The organism is Streptomyces sp. NPDC058000 (assembly GCF_042886435.1).
Lineage (GTDB): Bacteria > Actinomycetota > Actinomycetes > Streptomycetales > Streptomycetaceae > Streptomyces.
This window is the reverse complement of sequence record NZ_JBHVQS010000005.1, coordinates 41,814-64,699: the sequence shown is the minus strand read 5'-3', so window position 1 is coordinate 64,699 and position 22,886 is coordinate 41,814. Positions and strand designations below refer to the sequence as shown.

Genomic DNA, 22,886 nt, shown 5'->3' with positions numbered 1-22,886 from the left:
GGATGTCATTGGAAAACCGTTCTTCGCACCCCTTCAGAAAAAACCAGGTACTCGATCAATCAGTCGGGAAAAAACCGGAACCTCCCCGTGTCCGCACGCGGGTGCGCATTCCGCTGAAAATAGCCGACGGCAAGCTCGCACTCAGCGAAGTCATCACCTTCGACGGACTCGACGACGGACGCGAACACCTCATGGTCGTGTTCGGCGACGCCCTGTCCCAACCCGTACCGATCGTCAGGCTCCACTCGGAATGCCTGACCGGCGACGTACTCGGCTCCACCCGCTGCGACTGCGGACCACAACTACGCGAGGCCATGACCCTGATGCACGAAAAAGGCGGCCTCCTGCTCTACCTCCGCCAGGAGGGCCGGGACATCGGACTGTACAACAAGATCGATGCCTACGCGCTCCAGGACACCGGCATGGACACCTTCGAAGCCAACCGCGCACTGAACTTCCTCGACGACCAACGCACCTACTTTTCAGCCGCACAGATGCTCGCCGCCATCGGCCTCAAAGAGATCGAAATCCTCTCCAACAACCCAGAAAAAACCAGACAGTTGGAAGCCGGCGGCATCACCGTCCACAGCCAGCGACGCACCGCCGTCCACGTCACCGAAGCCAACCGCAAGTACCTCCAAGCAAAAGTCATGCACGCCGGTCATTCCATCGACATCGACTGACGAGGAGCCTGAGCGTGATCGCGCACAAGAGCCCCATCAGCGGTATTGCGGCCTACCAAGACAAATACATCGCCAGCGCCGGCTACGACAACCAGGTCATCCTGTGGGACCAGGCCACCCAACGCCCCGTCAACCGCGTCCTGCACGACCACCTGGCCAACCAATGCGCCTTCAGCCCCGACGGCACCCTCCTGGTCACCTCCTCAAGCGACTACACCGCACGCCTGTGGTCCGTCCCGGACCTCAAACTGCGCGCCGTGTTCGCCGCACACTCCGACGACGTCGAGATGTCGGCCTTCCACCCCACCCGCGAACAGATCGCCACCGCCTCCCGCGACCACAACCTGCGCGTCTACGACTTCGCCGGCAACCTCGTGCACTGCTGCGCCGGCCACACCGCCGACGTCATCTCGGTGGACTGGTCCGCAGACGGCGAACAACTCCTCACCTCCAGCGACGACGGCACCGTCAAACGCTGGTCCGCCGCCACCGGCGCCCTCCTGGAAGACATCGACCTCGGCGGCGTCGAAACCGACACCATCGTCACCGCCCCCAACGGCACCCTCTACGCCGGCAACGACAGCGGCCAGATCATCGTGATCCACGGCGAACACCGCACCACCGTCCAAGGACACGACGCCGGCATCAAACGCCTGGTCCTGGGCGCCGACCGCAACCTGATGGTCAGCCTCAGCTACGACCGCAAACTCCTCCTGTGGGACACCAGCAACCAGACACCGCGCCAGATCGGACAGTCCGACATCCCCGACGACGTCTGGCCCCGCTCCTGCGCCTTCGCCGCCAAAGACACCCTGGTCTTCGGCACGTTCGGCGCCTCCTACCGCTCCTACGACTACCTCAGCGGCCAATGGAGCACCAGCAAAATCGCCACCACCCCCGGAATCAACGCGGTCTGCGCCGAGGGCGGCAGCATCTACACCGTAGGAGACGCCGGCACCGTCCTTCGCGACCGAGCAGTCCACGCCCACACCGGCAGCCTGTGCAACTTCCTCACACCGCTGAGCCCCACAGTCATGGTGACCGGCGGCCAACTCGGCACACTCATGGACGCCACCACCGGACGGGTCCTGCACCAACACCGCTCCCCACTCAACTGCGGCGTCCGCTACGAAGTCGACGGCACCCCCCACCTGCTGGTGGGCGCCTACACCGGCGAAGGACTCGTCTTCCGCCTGGGCACCGACGACCAACTCCACCACATCGCCGACATCCCCCTCCACGACAACGCCGTCAAGGGCGTCGCCGTCTCCGGCGACCGGCTGTTCTCCGTATGCGCCGACACCGGCGTCGCCTGGCACCACGCCCGGACCCGAGAAGAAATCCACCGCATCGACACCGCCCACGACCGGATCGCCAACGGCTGCGTGGGACTTGCCGACGGCCACTTCGCCAGCGTCGGACGCGACCTCAAACTACGCCTGTGGGCACCGGACTTCACCGCACGCACCATCCCCACCAGCCACCCGAACTCCATCAAATGCGTCGCCGCCAACACCTCCGGACGACTGATCGCGACCGGCTCCTACCACGGCCACATCAAGATCTACGACCGCGACAGCGACCAATGGACCACCGAGGAACGCCCCACCACCGCCGGCATCTCCTCCCTGGCCTACGACACCACCCGAGGACTGTTCCTGGCCGGCTCCTACGACAGCCAGGTCTACCAAATCGCCGGGAAGACAACGTGAACGCCCCCACCAGGCAACCCCGACCGACCATCACCGACCCCAACCGTCTCGACGACCGCTCCGCCATGGGACTCCCCGCAACCCTGGTCGAACGCCTGCCGCACGACGTCTTCACCCACCACACCGACCTGCTCACCCGCGCACCCGCCGAACTCGCCGACCTGTGCGGCAACGCCACCAAGGACTTCGCCCGCCGCTACGCCGCCGGCTCCCTCCTGGCCCTGCTCGGCGACCCCCGCATCCGGCCCGACGACCCCGACATGGTGCCGGTCCCCGCCGCACACTGCGCCATCGGCCTACCAGAAGAACACGTCCAACACGTCGTCCGGGAATGGGCCGACGTCGGCGTACAGGAATCCTGGATCAGGAAGGAATGCCCCCGCCACCAGGTCCACCTCGCCGCCTTCCGCCTCATGCGCTACCCGGTCACCAACCTCGAATACCGCGCCTTCCTCGCCGACACCGGCACCGACGCCCTCCCCACCTCCTGGGAGTTCGGCGGCTACCCCCACCACCGCGCCAACCACCCGGTCTGGACCGTCCGACCACAAGACGCCGACGCCTACGCCACCTGGCTGGCCACCCGCACCGGCCGCCCCTTCCGCCTGCCGACCGAAGCGGAGTGGGAATACGCCGCCAGCGGCGGCGACCCCCAACGCACCTTCCCCTGGGGCCCCGACTTCCACCCCGACCACGCCAACACCGTCGAACACGGCCCCCTCACCACCACCCCCGTCGGCATCTACCCCGCAGGACGCACCCCGTTCGGCGCCGACGACCTGGCCGGCAACGTCGAGGAATACGTCGCCGACGACTACCGCCCCTACCCCGGCGGCGCCACAGTGGCCGACGACCTGACCGCAAGGGGCTCCTACCGCATCGCCCGAGGCGGCAGCTTCACCCGCTTCGGCGACCTCGCCCGCTGCACCCGACGCCACGGCTGGTTCGACCGCAAGATCTACGCCATCGGCTTCCGCCTGGTCGAGGAGGTCACCCCATGACGGTCGCCAGCGGACACCCCACGCCCCTCAACACAGACATGATCGGCGACCGCCACGCCATGCGGCTCCCACCATGGTTCGAGGGACGCTCCTGCCCACAAACCCTGCACCACCACGCAGCCGACCTCCTCAAGGAAACCCCCCAGAGCCTGGCCCACCTCGCCGAAGACCCCCACACCCCCTTCGAACGCCGCTACATGGCCGGCACCCTGTGCGGCCTGGTCGGCGACCCCCGCATCCGCCCCGACGACCCACCGATGGTGGACATCCCCGGCGCCCACGTCCGCATCGGCCTCGAACACCACCGCCTGGCCGCCGTCCTGGACCAGTGGCAGCACACCGGACTCCAAGAGGAGTACCTGCGCAAGGAATGCCCGGCCCACGACGTGGAGATCGCCGCCTTCCGCCTCATGCGCTACCCGGTCACCAACCTCGAATACCGCGCCTTCCTCCAAGACACCCAAGCCCGCTGGCTCCCCACCTCCTGGCAATTCGGCTGCTACCCCGACCACCTCGGCAACCACCCGGTATGGACCCTCCCGGCCCAGGCAGCCGACGCCTACGCCGAATGGCTCGCCCACCGCACCGGCCGCGCCTTCCGCCTGCCCACCGAAGCCGAATGGGAATACGCCGCAACCGGCGGCGACACCCGCGAATTCCCCTGGGGCGACGACTTCCACCAAGACGCCGCCAACACCTTTGAAGCCGGCCCCCTCACCACCACCCCCATCGGCATCTACCCCCAAGGACGCTCCCCGTTCGGCGCCGACGACCTGGCCGGCAACGTCGAGGAATACGTCGCCGACGACTACCACCCCTACCCCGGCGGCGAACTCATCGCCGACGACCTCCTGCCCTACGCGGGCGGCCTGAACTCCACCAACCACGTCCTGCGCGCCCACAGCACGTACCGGATCGTGCGAGGCGGAAGCTTCACCCGCAAAGGAGACCTGGCCCGCTGCCGCCGCCGACACGGACTGTACGACCGCGCCTTCTACGCGGTCGGGTTCCGCCTGGCCGAGTCCTCATAAGACAGGGAATCATGCAGCGCGCTCCTCATGTCGCGGTCATCTACCACAGCAGGAACGGAACCCTCCACGCGCTCGCCCAGGCAGCAGCGAACGGCGCGGCCGCAGGCGGCGCCACCGTGCGCCTGCGCCGCATCCACGACCCGGCACGACACGAGGAACCCCCCACCACACCGCACAAGACACCACCGGCCACCCACGACGACGTGCTGTGGGCGGACGGCATCGTGCTGGGCACGCCCACCTACTTCGGCAACATCTCCTGCGCACTGAAGCAGTTCATCGAATCGACCTCCGACCTATGGCGCAACGGCGCACTCGCCGACCGCGTGGTCACCGGCATGACCAGCTCCAACAGCCCCCACGGAGGCCGCGAAACAACCCTGCTCGCCCTGTACCACAGCATGTACCACTGGGGCGCGCTGATCATGTCACCCGACCCCACCGACCCCTCCCTGACCGCCGCCGGCTCCAACCCCTACGGAGTCTCCGCCCCCGCAGCCACCGACGGCAGCCTCCACCACACCTACCTGCAAGCCGCGCAGACCCTCGGCCTCCAACTCAGCCACTACGCCGGACACCTGGCCACCACCACCCAAGGCGACACACCGCCCACCCCCCGACCCAGCAGGATCGCCGTCCTCTACCACCCGTCCTGCCACAGCACCCGCACCCTGGCCCACGCACTCGCACACGGAGCCCGCTCCCACCACGCCGAGGTCAGACTCCGCACCATCGCTCCCCCCGGCCACGACCCGGCCGCCCCCACCCACCCCGCACCACCCGGCATCGCAACGGCCACACCCGCAGACGTCGCCTGGGCAGACGCCATCGCCTTCGGAGCACCCGCCCGCACCGGCACCGTCGCCCCGCTCCTGCTGCACTTCCTCGAAACCTGCGAACCCCTACGCACCGCCGGAAAACTGACCGGGAAGACCGTCACCGGATTCGTCACCACCCCACACCCGCACAGCGGCAGCGAAACCGCCCTCCTCGCCCTCTACAACGTCCTGCACCACTGGGGAGCGGTCATCGTGCCACCCGGCTACACCGCCCCCACCCTCACCACCGCAGGCGGAAACCCCTACGGCATCTCGCACACCACCGAGCACCAGCCACACCCCCAAGACCACACCCTCAAGGCGGCCGCCTACCAAGGCAAACGACTGGCACACCTCACCACCAGGCTCCGCGGCCGATGCCCCACCAACCCCCACACGCCGCACGAACCCTCCTGCTCACCAGCCCCCACATGACCACACGCCGCCTGTAGCCGCCTGTTCTTGCCGGTGCTCCGCTCGTACGAGAGGAACCAGAAGTGACCCTTGCGCGTGACACCGACCCCGCCCAGGACCCGAGCACCGCGCACATCCGGCACCTGCGCCAACTGCTGCACCACCACAGCCAGCACCGGCCCGACGCCCCGGCCATCCTCTCGCCCCACCAGCCCACCCTGACCTATCGAGACCTGCACCGGCAGGCCGACCGCACCGCACAAGCACTGGCCGCGGCCGGCATCGGCCGCGGCGACCGGGTCGCCGTCGCACTGCCCCACGGACCCCAGGCCGCCACCGCATTGGTGACCGTGGCCTGCACCGCCGTGGTCGCCCCCCTCGACCCCACCGGCAAAGCCCGCGAATTCGACACCTTCTTCACTGACATGGACGCCCGCGCAGTCATCGTCGACCACGGCGCCGACACCATGGCGGCCGCAGTCGCCCGAGCACAAGGCCGCACCCTCCTCCACCTCGTCCCCACCCCGCACGGCGCAGCCGGCACATTCGACCTCACCCCCGACCCCGCCCCCACCGCCCCCGGCAACGACACCCGCCCCCACCCCCACCACGGCCCCGACCCCGCAGCCGACACCGCCTTCTTGATGCACACCTCAGGCACCACCGGCCGGCCCAAACTCGTCCCCCAAACCCACACCATCGTCTGCACCTCCGCCCGCAACATCGCCACCAGCCTGCGCCTGGAAGACACCGACCGCTGCCTGAACGTCCTGCCGCTCTTCCACGGACACGGCCTGATGAGCCCCCTGATGGCGACCCTGTGGGCCGGCGCCAGCGTCGTCTGCCCCCAAGGCTTCGACGCCACCGCCTTCCCCGACTGGCTGACCTCCTTCACCCCCACCTGGTACACCGCCGTTCCCGCCATCCACCAGGCAATCGTCGGCGCCCTGACAGCCCACCCCGACGCCCTACAACGCCCCCTGCGCTTCGTCCGCTCCGCCTCGGCCCCCCTACCACCCGCACTGCGCCAGGCACTCGAACGCGCCGTCCAGGCACCGGTCATCGACTCCTACGGCATGACCGAAGCGTGCTCCATCGTCACCAGCAACCCGCTGCCCCCCGCCGCACGAAAGCCCGGCTCGGTCGGGGTGTCCATCGGCAACGACATCGCCGTACGCGGCGAGAACGGCGACCTCCTGCCCCCGGGCGAAAACGGCGAAATCATGCTCCGCGGCGCCACCGTCATCGGCGGCTACGACCACAACCCCACCGCGGACGCGGCCGCCTTCACCGACGGCTGGCTCCGCACGGGGGACCGGGGCCACCTCGACGAGGACGGCTTCCTCTTCCTCACCGGCCGCATCAAGGAGATCATCAACCGCGGCGGCACGAAGATCTCCCCCATAGAGGTGGAAGAGGCCCTCCTGGCCCACCCCGCAATCGCCGAAGCCGCCGCCTTCCCCCTCCCACACGCCACCCTCGGCGAAGAAGTGGCGGCCGCCATCGTCCTCACCACCCCAACCCCCGACGACGCACTCAAGGAGTTCCTCACCACCCGCCTCGCCGAGACGAAAATCCCCCGACGCCTCATCCGCCTCCCGGCCCTACCCCGCACCACCACAGGCAAGATCCAACGCGCCGAGCTGGCCACCCACCTCGCACCACCACCAAAGACCCGCCCCAGCGCCCCCACCACGACACTGCAGACCCGCATCGCCGCCATCTGGTGCGAACTCCTCGGCCTCGAACAGGTCGGCATCCACGAGCACTTCTTCGACCTGGGAGGCAACTCCTTGCTCATCCGACAGGTCCAAGTCCGCCTACACGACACCCTCGGCACCGACGTGCCCGTCGTGGAACTCTTCGCCCACCCCACCGTCGACGCACTCAGCCACCACCTGACCCACACCCACGACCGCACCGAACCCGACCAAGCCCGCAACCTCGCCGAAGGAAACCAACGCCTCGCCCAACAACTCCACCAGCGCCGCCGGCAGGACACCGACCTGTGAACACCGGACTGGAAATCGCCATCGTCGGCATGGCCTGCCGCTACCCGGGCGCCGAGAACGCCGACCAATTCTGGAAAAACCTCCGCGACGGCGTCGAATCCCTCACCCACTTCGACCCCCACACCCTGACCGAAGCCGGCGTACCCCCAGCCCTCCTCAACGCCCCCGACTACGTCAAAACCCGGGGAATCCTGCACGACCCGGCCCTGTTCGACGCGGAGTTCTTCCAGATCACCCCCCGCGAAGCCGAACTCATCGACCCCCAACACCGCATCTTCCTGGAATGCGCCTGGGAAGCCCTGGAAGACAGCGGATACGCCTCCCACCACCGCCCCGACGCCACCGGCATCTTCGCCGGCGCCTACGAGAACACCTACCTGAGCCACCTCCAGTCCCACCCCCACCTGACCGAGACGGCCGGCTGGCTACTGACCCACCTCAGCAACCAGCCCGACTACCTGGCCACCCGCACCTCCTACAAACTGGACCTACGCGGCCCCTCCGTGAGCGTCCACACCGCCTGCTCCACCTCCCTGGTCGCCGTCCACCTCGCCGGACAGGCACTGCTCAGCGGCAACTGCGACCTCGCCCTGGCCGGCGGCAGCACCGTACGAGCCAACCAACGCGAGGGCTACCGCTACGAACCCGAAGGCATCCTCTCTCCCGACGGACACTGCCGCTCCTTCGACGCCCAAGCCCAAGGCACCGTGAGCTCCAGCGGCGTCGGCGTCGTCGTCCTCAAACGCCTCCAAGACGCCCTCACCGACCGGGACACCATCCACGCAGTCATCAAAGGCACCGCCATCAACAACGACGGCGCAACCAAAGTCGGCTTCAGCGCCCCCAGCGTGACCGGCCAAGCCCGCGCCATCCGCGCCGCCCACCTCATGGCCGACATCGACCCCGCAACCATCAGCTACGTCGAAGCCCACGGCAGCGCCACCGCACTGGGCGACCCGATCGAGGTCGAAGGACTCACCCGCGCCTTCCGCGCCGGCACCGACCGAAGGGGCCACTGCGCCCTCGGCTCCGTCAAATCCAACATCGGCCACACCCACGCCGCCGCCGGAGTCGCCGGCCTCATCAAAACCACCCTGGCCCTACGCCACCAGCACATCCCACCCAGCCTCCACTACCACCAACCCAACCCCGACATCGACTTCACCCACACGCCCTTCCACGTCACCACCGAACTCACCAGCTGGAAGACCGACGGCACCCCCCGCCGAGCCGGCGTCAGCTCATTTGGAACCGGCGGCACCAACGCCCACGCCGTCCTGGAAGAAGCCCCCACCCAACCCCCCACCCCCTCCGACCGCCCCTGGCACCTCCTGCTGCTCTCCGGCCGAACCGAAACCGCCCTGGAAGCCGCCACCGACCGCCTGGCAACCCACCTGAGCCAACGCCCCCACCAACAACCCGCCGACATCGCCTACACCCTCCAAGTCGGCCGCAAACCCTTCACCCACCGCCAGGCACTGGTCTACCGCGACGCCGCCGACGCCGCCGACGCACTCACCACCCGCGACCCCCGCAGACTGCTGCGACAACACACCGACCAAAACCCCACCCGACCAGTGGCCTTCATGTTCTCCGGCCTGGGCGACCAATACCCCCACATGGCACACGACCTCTACCAGTGCGAACCGGTCTTCCGCCGAGAAATCGACCGCTGCGCCACACTGTTCCAACCCCACCTCGACATCGACCTGCGCACCCTGCTCTACCCCGACGAACACACCCCCCACCACACCACGCCCGACGGCGGCGGGATCGACCTGCGAAGGATGCTCGGCCGCACCACCCCACAACCCCCCCACGCCGAAAGACTCCACCACACCCGCTACGCCCAACCCGCCACGTTCATGGTCGAATGGGCCCTGGCACACCTATGGATGGACTGGGGAATCCACCCCCAGGCCCTGATCGGCTACAGCATCGGCGAATGGGTAGCCGCCTGCGTCGCAGGCGTCCTCTCCCTCGAAGACGCCACCTTCCTCGTCGCCCACCGCGCAACCCTCATCGACCGCCTCGACGGCGGAGCGATGCTGGCCGTGTCCCTGCCCGAAGCCGACGCACGCGCCCTCGACGACCGCCTCTGCGTCGCCGCCCTCAACGGCCCCGCCCTGACCGTCCTGGCCGGCCCCACAGGCGCCGTCGCCGAGACCGAAGAACGCCTCACCCGCGACCAGGTGGCCTGCCGCCGCCTCAAGACCACCCACGCCTTCCACTCCCACATGATGGAACCGGGCCGGGACCACTTCGTGGAACTCACCCGCACCGTCACCCTGCACCCGCCCCGCCTGCCCTACCTCTCCAACGTCACCGGAACCTGGATCACCGACGCCCAGGCCACCGACCCCACCTACTGGGCCCGCCACATGTGCCAGACAGTGCGCTTCGCCAGCGGAATCCAGGAACTGTGGCAAGCCACCGACCGCATCCTGCTGGAGATCGGCCCCGGACAGGCATACAGCAGCCTCGCCCTGCAACTGCTGCCCGACGACGCCCACACCAGCCGCATATCCCTCTCCTCGCTGCCCGCCGCCCACGACAACCAAAGCGCCGCCCACTTCCTCCTGGGCACCCTCGGCCGCCTGTGGATGGCCGGCCTCGAACCGGACTGGGACCGCGTACACGCCGGAGACACCCCCGGGCGGGTCCCCCTACCCACCTACCCCTTCCAACGCCAGCGCTACTGGATCGAACCGGCCCCCACCCCCCACCACCAACCCCAACCCCAGGCGCAGGCACCGGCATTGACCGGGCCGCTGAGCAAAAGCCCCGACATCGCCGACTGGTTCTCCCTCCCCACCTGGACCTCCACCGCGCCACCAGCCCCCGTCAACGACGAGGAACTCGCCCACAACCCACAGCGCTGGCTCCTGTTCCTCGACGACCTCGGCGTCGGCGAACGCCTCGCCCACAGACTGCGCCGCACCGGCCACCACGTGACCACCGTCGCCCCAGCAGACCACTTCGCCCACCACACCGACGGGCACTTCACCCTCACCCCCGACCGGCCCGAGGACTACCACGCCCTCCTGACCGCACTGGGCCAACACGACCGCCTGCCCCAGACCGTCGCCCACCTGTGGACCGTCACCGCCGACACCCCCGGGCAACTGTCCCGCGACCGGTTCGACGCCCTCCAACGCCACGGCTTCCACAGCCTGCTCGCCCTCACCCAAGCCTGGGGCGCCCTCGGCAACGACGACCCCCTCCACCTGGCCGTGGTCTCCAACGGACTACGACACATCACCGACGACGAACCCCTCAACCCCGAAAAGGCCACCCTCGCCGGCCCCTGCCTCGTCGCACCCCAGGAATACCCCCACCTCACCACACAGAGCATCGACATCGGCCCCGCCACCCCCCACCCCCACCTCCCCGACCGCGCCGTGGACCGCCTCCTGACCGAACTCGTCCGCCGCCCCACCACCGACCCGATCGTCGCCCACCGCGGACGCACCCGCTTCACCCCCCACTGGGAACCCCTGCGCATCGCCCACCCCGAACACCGCCCACCGCGCCTGCGCGACCACGGCGTCTACCTGATCACCGGCGGCCTCGGCGGCATCGGACTGACCCTGGCCGAACACCTGGCCCGCACCGCACACGCCCGCCTCGTCCTGGTCGCACGCTCCGCACTCCCCGCCGAAAACCACTGGGACCACTGGCTCACCACCCACGACGCACACGACACCACCGCCACCAAGATCCGCAAAATCACCGCCCTGAAGGAACTCGGCGCCCAGGTCCTGGTGCTCCGCGCCGACGTAACCGACGAAACCCAGATGCGCACCGCCCTGACCACCGCCCAGGACCACTTCGGCCCACTGAACGGCGTCATCCACGCCGCAGGCGTGCCCGGCGCCGGCCTCATACAACTCAAAAAACCCCACACCGCAGACACCGTCCTGGCACCCAAAACCCACGGCACACTGGTCCTCGACACCCTCCTGCGCCAAGCACCGCTGGACTTCCTCCTGCTGTGCTCCTCCACCATCGCCTTCAGCGGCGGACTGGGCCAGGTCGACTACTGCGGCGCCAACGCCTTCCTCGACGCCTACGCCCAGTACCGGTCCGCAGCCGACGGGCCCTACACACTGGCCATCAACTGGGACGCCTGGCAGGAAGTCGGCATGGCCGTCAACACCATCGGCCCCACCCCCCGACCCCGCCCCCTCGACCACCCCCTGCTCCACACCTGCCTGGCCGACACCCCCACCCACGCCGTGTACGCAACGCAATTCACCAGCCCCCAGGACTGGCTCGTCGACGAACACCGCATGCTCGGCCACCCCGTCGTCCCCGGCACCGCCTACCTGGAAATGGCGCGCGCCGCCGTAGCCGACCAGGGCCACGGCCAACTCCTCAGATTCGAGGACGTCCTCTTCCTCGCCCCCGTCGTCCTGCGCGAGAACCAGACCTGCGAAGTCCACCTCATCCTGGAGAAACACGACGACGCCTACCAGTTCTCCGTCGCCAGCTCCCCACACCGCCCAGGCACCCACGACACCCACTGGACCGAACACGTCACCGGACGCGTCCGCCCCACACCACAAGGGGACGACGACGCACCCCGCCCCACCACCGACCTGATCGACCGCCACGCCCTGCACGACGCCGGCGACCTCACCCACAACGGACCGATGACCTTCGGGCCCCGCTCGCCACGCGTCGAACGCGCCTGGGTGGGGGAGGGCCACGCCCTGGCCCAACTCGCCGTCCCCGAGCCCTACACCGACGAGGTCAGCGCACTGGGCCTGCACCCCTTCCTCCTCGACATCGCCACCGGATTCGCCAGCCTCTACCTCGAACGCGACTACCTCATGCCCCTGCGCTACCGCGCAATCGACCTACACGCCCCCCTCCCACCACGGATCTACAGCTCCCTGACCTACCGCGCCCACCAGGAAGGAACCCCACGCGAGACCCTCTCCTTCGACGTGACCCTCTTCGACGAAGCCGGCCACGTCCTGCTGACGGCCGAGGACTTCGTCATGAAGAAGGCCCGCGCCCTGCAGACGAAACTGATCGCCCTGCGCGACGGCACCTCCGACGAAGTCAACACCTTCACCTACCCCCAACTACCAGGCGCCGACCGCCAGGAGAACGCCTTCCTCGCCCACCTGGAAACCGGCATCCTCCCCGCAGAAGGCGTCGCCGCCCTCGAACGCGCCCTGTCCCGCGACCTGTCACCACAAGTGGCCATCGCCACCAAAGACCTCACCACCCTCATGCACCACGTCGGCGCACTCCCACGCCAACCCGCCGGCCCCACCCCCCACACACCGGCCCGCACTCACGCCCGACCCCCCCTGGCCACCCCCTACGTCGCCCCCACCACCCTGACGCAAACGCAACTCGCCGACCTGTGGCGCGACCACATCGGCGTCGAACCCGTCGGCATCCACGACAACTTCTACGACCTGGGCGGCCACTCACTGCTCGGCATCAAACTGGTCAACCGCCTGCGCGAGACCTTCCACATCCAGATCACCCTGCAGACCCTCTTCGACAACCTCACCGTCGCCGCGCTCGCCGACGCCATCACCGCACAACTGCCAAAGCCCGAGCGCATATGACGCCCACCCCACCACCGCACACACACGCCCACAGCCAGGCACCGGCGCACTGCACGCAACCGCACACACACCGGGCCGACACCCTCCTCGTCGGCCCCTTCGAAACAACACAGGAGGCAGACATGAGCCGGGTCGGGGTGATCGGCGCGGGTGTCATGGGCGGGGGAGTGTCCCAGAACCTGACAACCGCCGGACACGAAGTGGTACTGATCGACGTCAGCAAAGACGTCCTGGACGCCGCCGCCACCCGCATACGCACCGAACTGCGCGCAAGCCGCCTGCTCGGAGCCGGCAAAGACACCATCGACGCCGACCAGGCACTCCAGGCAATCACCTTCACCACCGACTACGCCGACCTCGGCGACGTCAGCTTCGTGATCGAGAACGTCACCGAGAACTGGGACATCAAACAACAGGTCTACCCGCTCCTCGACACCGTCTGCCCCGCCCCCTGCATCTTCGCGGCCAACACCTCCGCCATCCCCATCACCCGCCTCGCCGCACTGACCAACCGAGCCCCCCAGGTACTGGGCATCCACTTCATGAACCCGGTCCCAAGGAAACCCGTCGTCGAACTGATCCCCGGCCACCACACCGCACCCCAGGCGGTACACACCGCAACGGAACTGCTGGCCACCATGGGCAAGAGAGCGATCGTCGTCAACGACTCGCCCGGATTCGTCTCCAACCGCGTCCTGATGCTCACCATCAACGAAGCCGCGTTCCTCGTGCACGAGAACGTCGCCACCGCCGAACAGGTCGACGACGTCTTCACCTCCTGCTTCGGCCACACCATGGGCCCGCTCGCCACCGCGGACCTGATCGGGGTCGACACCATCCTGCGCAGCATCGAAGTCCTCCACGACAGCTTCAACGACAGCAAGTACCGCCCCTGCCCCCTGCTCAAGAAAATGGTCGACGCCGGACTGCACGGCCGCAAAACCCAGCAGGGGTTCTTCACCTACGGATCCCACGGATGGGAGGACTGACAGATGATCGAGATCCGTTCCGACCTCGCGAAATTCCTGGCCGGCAACTTCCCGAACCTGAAGATCTCCGACGACGAGGACCTCTTCGCCGGCGGCATCGCCAACTCCCTGTTCACCATCCAGCTGATCATGTTCATCGAAAAACGGTTCAGCGTGCAGATCCCCAACGACGACCTCGAACTCGACAACTTCCGCTCCATCACCACCATGACCAAACTGGTCGAGCGACTGACCGGAACACCCTCGGATGACTGACCTGCCACCCGACACCAAGACCTTCCGCGCCCTCATCGACGCCGAGATCGCCCCGCACGCCGACCGCTTCGACCGCCAAGAACACCTTCCCCCCGACGTCCTGGCACGCCTGGGGGAGTGGGGCTGGTGGGGAGCGATCCTCCCCACCGACGTCGGCGGCACCGGCATGAACATGGTGACCCTCGGCGCCCTGCACGAAGAAGTCGGCCGCGGCTGCTCCTCGGTACGCAGCCTGCTCACCGTGCACTCCATGGTGGCCTACGCCCTCACCCGCTGGGGCAACACACACCAACAGCAGCGCTGGCTACCGAAGTTGGCAACCGGCCAAGCCATCGGCGCGTTCTGCCTGACCGAACCAGAAGGCGGCAGCGACGCCGCCCACCTCACCACCACCGCCACCCGCCGCACCGGCGGCTACACACTCCACGGACGCAAGCGATGGATCACCGGCGGCCGCCTCGCCACCCTCTTCCTGGTCTTCGCCCGCACCGAACGCGGCGTGACCGCCTTCCTCATCGAACGCGACACCCCCGGCCTCACCACCCGCCCCCTGACCGGCATGCTGGGCACCAGAGCCAGCATGCTCGCCGAAGTCGACTTCCACGACTGCCACCTGGACGCCGACGCCCTCCTGGGCCCCGAAGGCTTCGCCCTGCCCACCGTCCTCACCGGCGTCCTCGACATCGGCAGATACAGCGTCGCCTGCGGCTGCGTCGGCATCCTCCAAGCCTGCACGGAGGCCAGCGCCACCTACGCCACCACAGGCGGCAACCGCCCCCACCCCCTGGCCGACCACCAACTCGTCCGCCAGATGCTCACCCAGATGGTCACCGACACCAAAGCCGCCCGCCTGCTGTGCCAAGAAGCCGGACGGCTCAAAGACCGCAACGACCCCGACACCATCATGGCCACCTGGATCGCCAAATACTTCGCCTCCACCGCCGCCACCCGAGCCGCCACCGACGCCGTCCAGATCCACGGCGCCGCCGGCTGCTCCGCCGACCACCCCGTCCAGCGCTACTACCGCGACGCCAAAGTCATGGAAATCATCGAGGGCAGCACCCAGATCCAACAGATTCACATCGCCGAGGAGGCGTGGAAATGGACAGCCCGATGACGGGCCCCGCAACGCCCGGCGGCCGACGCGACACACCCCGCGACAGACCCCGCCGCGGCCGCGTCAAATGCGTGATCTGGGACCTGGACGAAACCCTCTGGGACGGCGTCCTCCTCGAAGACCCCCACGTCACCCCCCGACCCCACCTCATCGAACTCCTCGACACCCTCGACGCACGAGGCATCCTGCAATCGGTCGCCAGCAAGAACGACCACACCACCACCATGGCCAAGCTCACCCAGCTCGGACTGGCCGCATACTTCCTCCACCCCCAGATCAACTGGAACCCCAAGTCCACCTCGATCGAAGAAATCGCCGGCGCACTCAACATCGGCGTGGACTCCCTCGCCTTCGTCGACGACCAGCCCTTCGAACGGGAAGAAGTGGCCTTCCACCACCCACAGGTCCTGTGCGTGGACGCCAAAGAGATCGCCACCGCCGCAGCCGAATGGGAAGAATTCCAGCCGAGGTTCATCACCGACGAGTCACGCAACCGGCGATCGATGTACCAAAGCGGCATCGCCCGCGACCAGGCCGAGAAGGAAGCAACGGCCACCGGCGAGAACTTCCTGGCAACCCTCGGCATGGTCTTCACCATCACCCCGGCCGCACAAGAGGACCTCCAACGCGCCGAGGAACTGACGGTCCGCACCAATCAGCTCAATTCCACCGGGAAGACCTACTCCTACGAGGAACTCAAGGTACTGTGCGAGTCGCCTGACCACCTGTTGCTCGTCGCCGAACTCCAAGACCGCTTCGGCTCGTACGGGAAGATCGGACTGGCGTTGATCGAGACCGGCACAACGGTCTGGAGGCTGCGGTTGCTGTTGATGTCCTGCCGCGTCATGTCACGCGGCGTCGGCGCGGTGCTCCTGCACCACATCATGACCCTGGCCCGGGACAACGGGGCACAGCTCCAGGCGGAATTCGTCGAGACCGGCCGCAACCGCATGATGTTCGTGACATACCGCTTCGCAGGCTTCCGCGAAATCGACCACCACGCGGACACCACACTCCTGCAAGCCGACCTGACCCGCATCCAACCCCCACCCACCCACCTCACCGTCAAAACAGCACAACCCTGAACCACCGGCCGGCCCCACCACGCCCCAGGCACCACCGCAACACCCCCTTCCCACGCACACTCCCCAACTCGGGTGGAGCACACCGACATGGCAACCTTCGTCCTCGTACACGGTGCCTGGAGCGGCGCACACGACTTCCGCCGCGTCCGCCGCCCCCTACAAGACGCCGGCCACGAGGTCTTCACCCCCAGCCTCACCGGCGTCGGCGAACGCGTACACCTGGCAAGCCCCCAGGTCGGCCTGACCACCCACATCGCCGACGTCGTCAACTGCATCCGCTACGAAGACCTCCACGACATCGTGCTGCTCGGCTTCTCCTACGGCGGCTGCGTGATCACCGGCGCACTGCAGTACATCGCCGACCGCGTACAACACCTCGTCTACCTCGACGCCTTCGTCCCCGCCGACGGCGAGGCCGCTGGCATCCCCGGCGGCCTCAGCAGCCCCCGCATCACCGACCTGGGCGAGCGCTGGCTCCTGCCCCCGCCCGTGCGCGCATTCGAGGACCCCGAAGTCGGGGCCTGGGCCACCGCACGACGCACCCCCCAACCCCTGGGCACCTTCACCGAACCCGTGCACCTGCCCCGCCCACTGGAGGACTACCCCTTCACCCGCACCTACATCAAAGCCACCGGAGAACCCCGCCCCGAGCCCGCCGGCCCCTTCTGGACCGCCGCCGACCGCGTCGCCACATCCCCCGACTGGCGCTACCGGGAAATCACCACCAACCACATGATCCCCAGCAACCGCCCCGACGAACTCGCCGCACTCCTCCTGGAACTGACCTGACACCACACGCTGCATGACGGCACACGGCCTCGCGCCCCACCCCACAGGAGAGGACCCCAACATGCCTTGGATCTGCCTGACCTGCGGAAACCACGACTACCACGAAGGCGACCAACCCCCGGCCGTATGCGCCATCTGCGCCGACGACCGCCAATGGGTCCCCGCAGGCGGACAGCGATGGTCCACCCTCGACCACCTCAAGGCCGACGGCTACCACAGCCACCTACGCGAAGTGGAACCCGGCCTCATCGGCGTGGGCGCCGAGCCCGTGATCGGCATCGGCCAACGCGGACTACTCCTGCACACCGACGAAGGCAACATCCTGTGGGACCCGTCCCCCTACCTCGACGACGCCGCCATCCAAGCCGTACAGGACGCCGGCGGCCTGCGCGCCATCAGCGCCAGCCACCCCCACTTCTACGGCGCGATCGTGGCCTGGAGCCAAGCCTTCGACGCACAGATCCTGCTCCCCCAGGCAGACATCCACTGGCTCTCCCACCCCACCTCCACCGAACCCCAGGTCACCACCTGGGAGGGCACCCTCCCGCTGTCCGACGGCGTCACCCTCGTCCAGTGCGGCGGCCACTTCCCCGGCAGCTCCGTCCTGCACTGGGCCGCCGGAGCCGAAGGCCGGGGCGTCCTGCTCACCGGCGACACCATCAACATCTCCCCGGGCGAAGACCGCGTGGCCTTCCTCTACAGCGCCCCCAACCGCCTGCCCCTGCCCGAACAAGGCGTCCACCGCGTCGTCGAAGCCGTCCGGCCCTACCCCTTCGACCGGCTCTACGGCCACTGGTGGGAACCGGCCATCCGCCACGACGCCCAAAAAATCCTCCAGGACTCCACCGACCACTACCTCACCTTCATGCGCGGCACCGCACCCTCCTGGATCGCCGATGCCAACTGACCACCCCCGGACAAGAACACGCCCCTACGTGCTGATCAGCGCCGCGATGTCCCTCGACGGATACCTGGACGACACCAGCAACCAGCGCCTACGCCTGTCCAACCCCGACGACTTCGACCGCGTCGATGCCGTCCGCGCCGACTACGACGCCATCCTCGTCGGCGCCACCACCGTCCGCCGCGACAACCCCCGCCTCCTGATCGGCTCACCCACCCGAAGAGCCCACCGCCTGGCCCAAGGACGCCCCGAACACCCAACGAAGATCACCCTCACCACCAAGGGCCTGGACCCCTCCCTGGCCTTCTTCACCACCGCAGGAGACAAAATCGTCTACTGCCCCCAACCAGCCCTGCCCACCCTGGAAAAGGAACTCGCCGACGTCGCGGACGTCACCGCCGCCGGCGACCCCCTGGACCTCGCCCTGATCCTCGACGACCTCGCAGACCGCGGCATCCGCACCCTCATGGTCGAAGGCGGCGGAACGATCCTCACCCAATTCCTCACCCAAGACCTCGTCGACGAAATCCACCTCGCCATCGCCCCGTTCTTCGTCGGCGAAGCCGCCGCCCCACGCTTCGTAGGCCGCGGCACCTTCCCCCAGAACGCCACCCACCGCATGCACGTCGCCGAAGTCAGACAAATAGGAGACGTCGCACTCGTGCGCTACCTCGCCGGGCACAGAGGATGACACACCATGACTAGCCCGCCCACCCGGCCGACACCGCAAGACCGGCACTGGCTCACCGAGGCGATCGCACTGTCCCGACTCTGCCCACCCTCACCCACCGCCTTCTGCGTCGGCGCCGTCATCGTCGACCACCACGGCAAGGAAATGGCACACGGCTACTCCCGCGAAGCCGACGCCCACGTACACGCCGAAGAAGCCGCACTGGCCAAACTCGACCCCCACGACCCCCAACTGGCCGACGCCACCCTCTACACCTCCCTGGAACCCTGCGGCCTGCGCAAGTCACGCCCGGCGACCTGCGCCAGCCTGATCGTCGCCGCCGGCATCACCCGCGTCGTCTTCGCCTGGCGCGAGCCGTCCCTGTTCGTCACCGCCCGCCAAGGCGCCCACCTCCTGACCGCCGCAGGCGTCACCGTCATCGAAATCCCCGACCTGGCCCCCGCAGCCCGAGCAGCCAACACCTACCTCCCCGGCATCGACCCCTGACCACCCGGCGGACGTCCCCCGCCCACACCCGCCACCAACCCGCAGACAGCCCACCTCACCAACCCCACCAACGCCGGCCGCCACCCCACCACCCAGAAGCGCACCCCATGCTCACCACCACAGCACTGACCCACGGAACGTGGCCACGACGACTGCCCCTACCCACCACCAAAGACCACCCCCACCTCTGGCACCTCACCACCCCCCACCCCACCGCGCTCACCACCACCCACCACCAGATCCTCAACCCCACCGAACGACACCGGGCAACCTCACTGCGCAGGCCCGAAGACCGCACCACCTACCTCACCGCCCACGTAAGCCTGCGCATGCTCCTGGCCGCCTACCTAGGCGCCGACCCCGCCGACCTCCCGCTCTACCGGATGCCCTGCACCTCCTGCCAAGGCCCCCACGGACGCCCCGCCCTGGTCGGACACCCCCTGCACTTCTCCCTCTCCCACACCACCGGACTCTGCGTCCTGGCCTTCGCCGCAACCACCGTCGGCATCGACGCGGAACCCCCGGCCACCCCCACCGTGGCCGACGAAGTCGCAGCCGCCCTGCACCCCCGAGAAACCGCCGAACTGCGCGCCCTGCCCCCAACCCACCGCGCCACGGCCTTCACCCGCGCCTGGACCCGCAAAGAAGCCCTCCTCAAAGCCCTGGGCACCGGACTCAACCGCAGACCCTCCCTGGAGTACGTGGGCACGGGAGAGCAGCCCCTGGCACCCCCAGGCTGGACCATCAGCGACGTCACAGTGCCGGACACCACCCACACAGCGGCCGTGGCCCTGCGCACCCCAACCAGCCCGCCCCCACCGTGACCTGCCGATCCCCAACGTCACTACGCCCAACCGCTTTTCCCCACCCGCCACCTGCGACCCGGCAGCGCCCAGACCCGCTCAACCAGCAGCTCGGTTCCCCGTGCCGGACTGCGCCAGGAGACGCCGGAGCCAGCGGGTACGGGCATCGCGTGCGTCCTGGCTGAGGGCCGCCCGCGGCGCCAAACCGTCGAAGCCGTGGTAGGCACCGGGCCATACGTGCAGTTCAGCCTGCCCGCCGGCCTGCCAGATCGCGTTCGCATAAGCCACGGCCTCGTCCCGGAACATCTCGGCCGACCCGACCTCGACATAGGCCGGCGGAAGTCCGGAAAGGTCCGTGGCACGGGAAGGGGCCGCGTACGGCGGCAGGTCCGCAGCACCGTAGCGGTCACCCAACAGCGCCTTCCACGCGGTCGCGTTGGAGGTGAGGTCCCACACGCCCAGACCCGTCATCTGATGACTGGAGAAGGTGCTGCCGCGGTCGTCGAGCATCGGGCACAGCAGCAGCTGCCCCAGCGCCCCGGGACCGCCGCGGTCACGGGCCAGCAGGGCCAGGGCCGCGGCGAGCCCGGCGCCCGCACTCTTGCCTCCGACGATGATGCGGTCCGCATCGATGCCCAGTTCGGCCGCGTGCCCGGCCGCCCAGACCAGCCCGGCGTAGCAGTCCTCCAGCGGTCCCGGGTACTGCGTCCGCGGCGCCAACCGGTACTCGACCGAGACGACAGCCAGCTCCAGCGGGAGGGCCCACTCGCGAAGGATCCGCGGAAGCACGGACCACGCGTTGCCCATGACCATGGCGCCTCCGTGCAGGTAATACAGCAGAGGCAGCGGCCCGACGAGCCCGGCCGGCCGCGCGTTCACGAGCGTGACGTCCGGACTGCCCACCGGCCCCGGCACACACCACTCCGTGACCTCGAAGCGGCCGTCGGCGCGCAGGTCCTCGGCCGTCGGCCTGGGCCGGGTCGCGGCATCCCGTTCCTGCCGGGCCTGAAGATTCTCCGGGGTGACCGGCTCCCTCGACTCCCTGCTCAACGCCGCCAGTACGACGCTCAGTTCGGGGTCGAAAGGGGGCGCGGGCACTGCCTTCGGTATCGGGACACGGCCGGACTCCGACGGCGCGCGGCGGACACTCATGACCCACCCCCCGGTCGGACAGCGGGAAACCGCCCGGCATCCCCGCCGGAACGGCTCGGCTGCACACACATCCACCCGGGGAACACTCGCCTGGGACCCATACGGCTTGACTTCCGCTCCCCGTGCTTTAGCGCGGGGATTCCTACCACGGCCGTCTGACCGTCTCGGTGGGTTCTTGTTTCGCCGCGCTGCGCCGGGACGTGTCCCGGTCTTACCTGCGCTCCACAGGCTGTCACCGCCAGTCCGGCGGCCTTGGCGACGTTGACCGCCGCATTGATGTCCCGATCGAGGACGGCCCCGCAGGCTCCGCATTCCCATACGCGGATGTGCAGGGGTTTGGGGCCGTCCTTGACGCCGCACTGTGAGCAGACCTGGGAGGTCGGCTCGAAGCGTCCGATGCGCACGAAGGTGCGCCCGTACCGGGCGGCCTTGTACTCCAGCATGGCCAGGAACGCGGACCATCCGGCGTCGTGCACGGACTTGGCCAGGCGTGTACGAGCGAGTCCTTTCACCGCCAGGTCCTCAACAGCAACCGCTTGGTTATCGCGGATGATCTTCGTTGAGAGCTGGTGGTGGAACTCGCGCCGCGCGTCAGCCACGCGGGCGTGTGCCCGTGCGACCTTGACCCTGGCCTTGTCCCGGTTGTTGCTCCCCTTGGCCTTCCGGCTGAGGGACCGCTGCTCCCGCTTGAGTTTCTTCTCCGCCCGGCGCAGGTAGCGCGGGGCGTCGATCTTCGTGCCGTCGGAGAGGACCGCAAAGTGCCCGAGCCCGAGGTCGATACCGACGACGGGGTCCACATCGGGCAGCGTGGTGGGCTCAGTCTCCACGATGAACGAGGCGAAGTACCGTCCTGCCGCGTCCTTGACCACGGTCACCGTGGACGGCACGGAGGGCAGGGTGCGGGACCACCTGACCCGCAGATTGCCGATCTTCGGCAGGGACAGGTCCCCGCCGGTGGTGATTTTCCAGCGGGCGTTGGCGGTGAATCGGATCGCGTGCCGGTTATCTCTCTTCGACTTGAAGCGTGGCGCGCCCATCTTCGGCCGCTTGCCCTTGAGGCTGTCGAAGAAGTTCCGGTACGCGGTGTCCAGGTCCCGCAAAGACTGTTGCAGCACCACAGCGGAAACCTCGCCGAGCCAGGCGCGCTCTTCGCTCTTCTTCGCCTCGGTGATCAGCAGCTTCGACAGGTCCCCCGTCCTTGGGAACGGCTCGCCTTCGGCGCGGGCGGTTTCACGAGCCCGGAGGGCATCGTTGTAGACCACCCGCGCGCACCCGAACGACCTTGCCAGCGCGGAACGCTGAGGACCGTTCGGGTACAGGCGGAAGCTGTACCGAAGCTGCATGAGACTACCG

18 protein-coding genes are annotated in these 22,886 nt (G+C 68.4%); 16 read left to right on the top strand and 2 right to left on the bottom strand.

Going from position 1 to position 22,886, the window contains the following annotated elements:
* The first annotated feature begins 113 nt into the window (after positions 1 to 113).
* The 16 genes from ribA to ACFVT2_RS07590 all read left to right on the top strand — a co-directional run bounded on the left by ribA (position 114) and on the right by ACFVT2_RS07590 (position 20,402).
* Positions 114 to 683: a GTP cyclohydrolase II RibA gene (gene ribA / locus ACFVT2_RS07665; protein ID WP_390013869.1), complete on the top strand. Its 570-nt coding sequence runs from the start codon at positions 114 to 116 to the stop codon at positions 681 to 683.
* 14 nt (positions 684 to 697) lie between these two features.
* On the top strand, positions 698 to 2,395 hold the full coding sequence (locus tag ACFVT2_RS07660; protein ID WP_390013371.1) for a WD40 repeat domain-containing protein: 1,698 nt from the start codon (positions 698 to 700) through the stop codon (positions 2,393 to 2,395).
* Between the two features lie 65 nt (positions 2,396 to 2,460).
* A complete protein-coding gene (locus ACFVT2_RS07655) occupies positions 2,461 to 3,396 on the top strand; it encodes a formylglycine-generating enzyme family protein (protein ID WP_390013867.1) in 936 nt (311 codons plus the stop codon).
* Positions 3,393 to 4,427: a formylglycine-generating enzyme family protein gene (locus ACFVT2_RS07650; RefSeq protein ID WP_390013368.1), complete on the top strand. Its 1,035-nt coding sequence runs from the start codon at positions 3,393 to 3,395 to the stop codon at positions 4,425 to 4,427. The genes ACFVT2_RS07655 and ACFVT2_RS07650 overlap by 4 nt, the downstream gene beginning before the upstream one ends.
* A gap of 11 nt (positions 4,428 to 4,438) precedes the next feature.
* A complete protein-coding gene (locus ACFVT2_RS07645; RefSeq protein ID WP_390013366.1) occupies positions 4,439 to 5,680 on the top strand; it encodes a flavodoxin family protein in 1,242 nt (413 codons plus the stop codon).
* A gap of 62 nt (positions 5,681 to 5,742) precedes the next feature.
* Positions 5,743 to 7,671 carry an AMP-binding protein gene (locus ACFVT2_RS07640; protein WP_390013363.1) on the top strand — a complete coding sequence of 643 codons (1,929 nt, stop codon included), beginning with the start codon at positions 5,743 to 5,745 and terminating at the stop codon, positions 7,669 to 7,671.
* A complete protein-coding gene (locus ACFVT2_RS07635) occupies positions 7,668 to 13,262 on the top strand; it encodes an SDR family NAD(P)-dependent oxidoreductase (protein ID WP_390013360.1) in 5,595 nt (1,864 codons plus the stop codon). The genes ACFVT2_RS07640 and ACFVT2_RS07635 overlap by 4 nt, the downstream gene beginning before the upstream one ends.
* Before the next feature lie 122 nt (positions 13,263 to 13,384).
* Positions 13,385 to 14,251 (top strand): 3-hydroxyacyl-CoA dehydrogenase family protein, encoded by an 867-nt coding sequence (locus ACFVT2_RS07630; RefSeq protein ID WP_390013357.1) that lies wholly within the window; start codon positions 13,385 to 13,387, stop codon positions 14,249 to 14,251.
* A 3-nt stretch (positions 14,252 to 14,254) separates the two neighbouring features.
* Positions 14,255 to 14,506: a phosphopantetheine-binding protein gene (locus ACFVT2_RS07625; protein ID WP_390013356.1), complete on the top strand. Its 252-nt coding sequence runs from the start codon at positions 14,255 to 14,257 to the stop codon at positions 14,504 to 14,506.
* Positions 14,499 to 15,623 carry an acyl-CoA dehydrogenase family protein gene (locus tag ACFVT2_RS07620; protein ID WP_390013353.1) on the top strand — a complete coding sequence of 375 codons (1,125 nt, stop codon included), beginning with the start codon at positions 14,499 to 14,501 and terminating at the stop codon, positions 15,621 to 15,623. The genes ACFVT2_RS07625 and ACFVT2_RS07620 overlap by 8 nt, the downstream gene beginning before the upstream one ends.
* Complete coding sequence (locus ACFVT2_RS07615; protein WP_390013351.1) at positions 15,608 to 16,708, top strand: HAD-IIIC family phosphatase; 1,101 nt, start codon at positions 15,608 to 15,610, stop codon at positions 16,706 to 16,708. Before ACFVT2_RS07620 ends, ACFVT2_RS07615 begins: the two co-directional genes overlap by 16 nt.
* A gap of 87 nt (positions 16,709 to 16,795) precedes the next feature.
* A complete protein-coding gene (locus tag ACFVT2_RS07610) occupies positions 16,796 to 17,497 on the top strand; it encodes an alpha/beta fold hydrolase (protein ID WP_390013348.1) in 702 nt (233 codons plus the stop codon).
* 61 nt (positions 17,498 to 17,558) lie between these two features.
* Entirely contained in the window at positions 17,559 to 18,404 is an 846-nt protein-coding gene (locus ACFVT2_RS07605; protein ID WP_390013345.1) for an MBL fold metallo-hydrolase, read from the top strand.
* Positions 18,394 to 19,092 carry a RibD family protein gene (locus tag ACFVT2_RS07600; RefSeq protein WP_390013343.1) on the top strand — a complete coding sequence of 233 codons (699 nt, stop codon included), beginning with the start codon at positions 18,394 to 18,396 and terminating at the stop codon, positions 19,090 to 19,092. The genes ACFVT2_RS07605 and ACFVT2_RS07600 overlap by 11 nt, the downstream gene beginning before the upstream one ends.
* 6 nt (positions 19,093 to 19,098) lie before the next feature.
* Positions 19,099 to 19,578, top strand: a complete 480-nt coding sequence (locus ACFVT2_RS07595; protein ID WP_390013341.1) for a deaminase — start codon at positions 19,099 to 19,101, stop codon at positions 19,576 to 19,578.
* A gap of 107 nt (positions 19,579 to 19,685) precedes the next feature.
* Complete coding sequence (locus tag ACFVT2_RS07590) at positions 19,686 to 20,402, top strand: 4'-phosphopantetheinyl transferase family protein (protein WP_390013338.1); 717 nt, start codon at positions 19,686 to 19,688, stop codon at positions 20,400 to 20,402.
* Positions 20,403 to 20,480: 78 nt separating this feature from the next.
* Here ACFVT2_RS07590 and ACFVT2_RS07585 read toward each other — a convergent pair whose 3' ends face one another.
* On the bottom strand, positions 20,481 to 21,533 hold the full coding sequence (locus ACFVT2_RS07585; protein WP_390013336.1) for an alpha/beta hydrolase: 1,053 nt from the start codon (positions 21,531 to 21,533) through the stop codon (positions 20,481 to 20,483).
* A complete protein-coding gene (locus ACFVT2_RS07580) occupies positions 21,530 to 22,876 on the bottom strand; it encodes an RNA-guided endonuclease InsQ/TnpB family protein (RefSeq protein ID WP_390013334.1) in 1,347 nt (448 codons plus the stop codon). Before ACFVT2_RS07580 ends, ACFVT2_RS07585 begins: the two co-directional genes overlap by 4 nt.
* Positions 22,877 to 22,886: the final 10 nt, after the last annotated feature.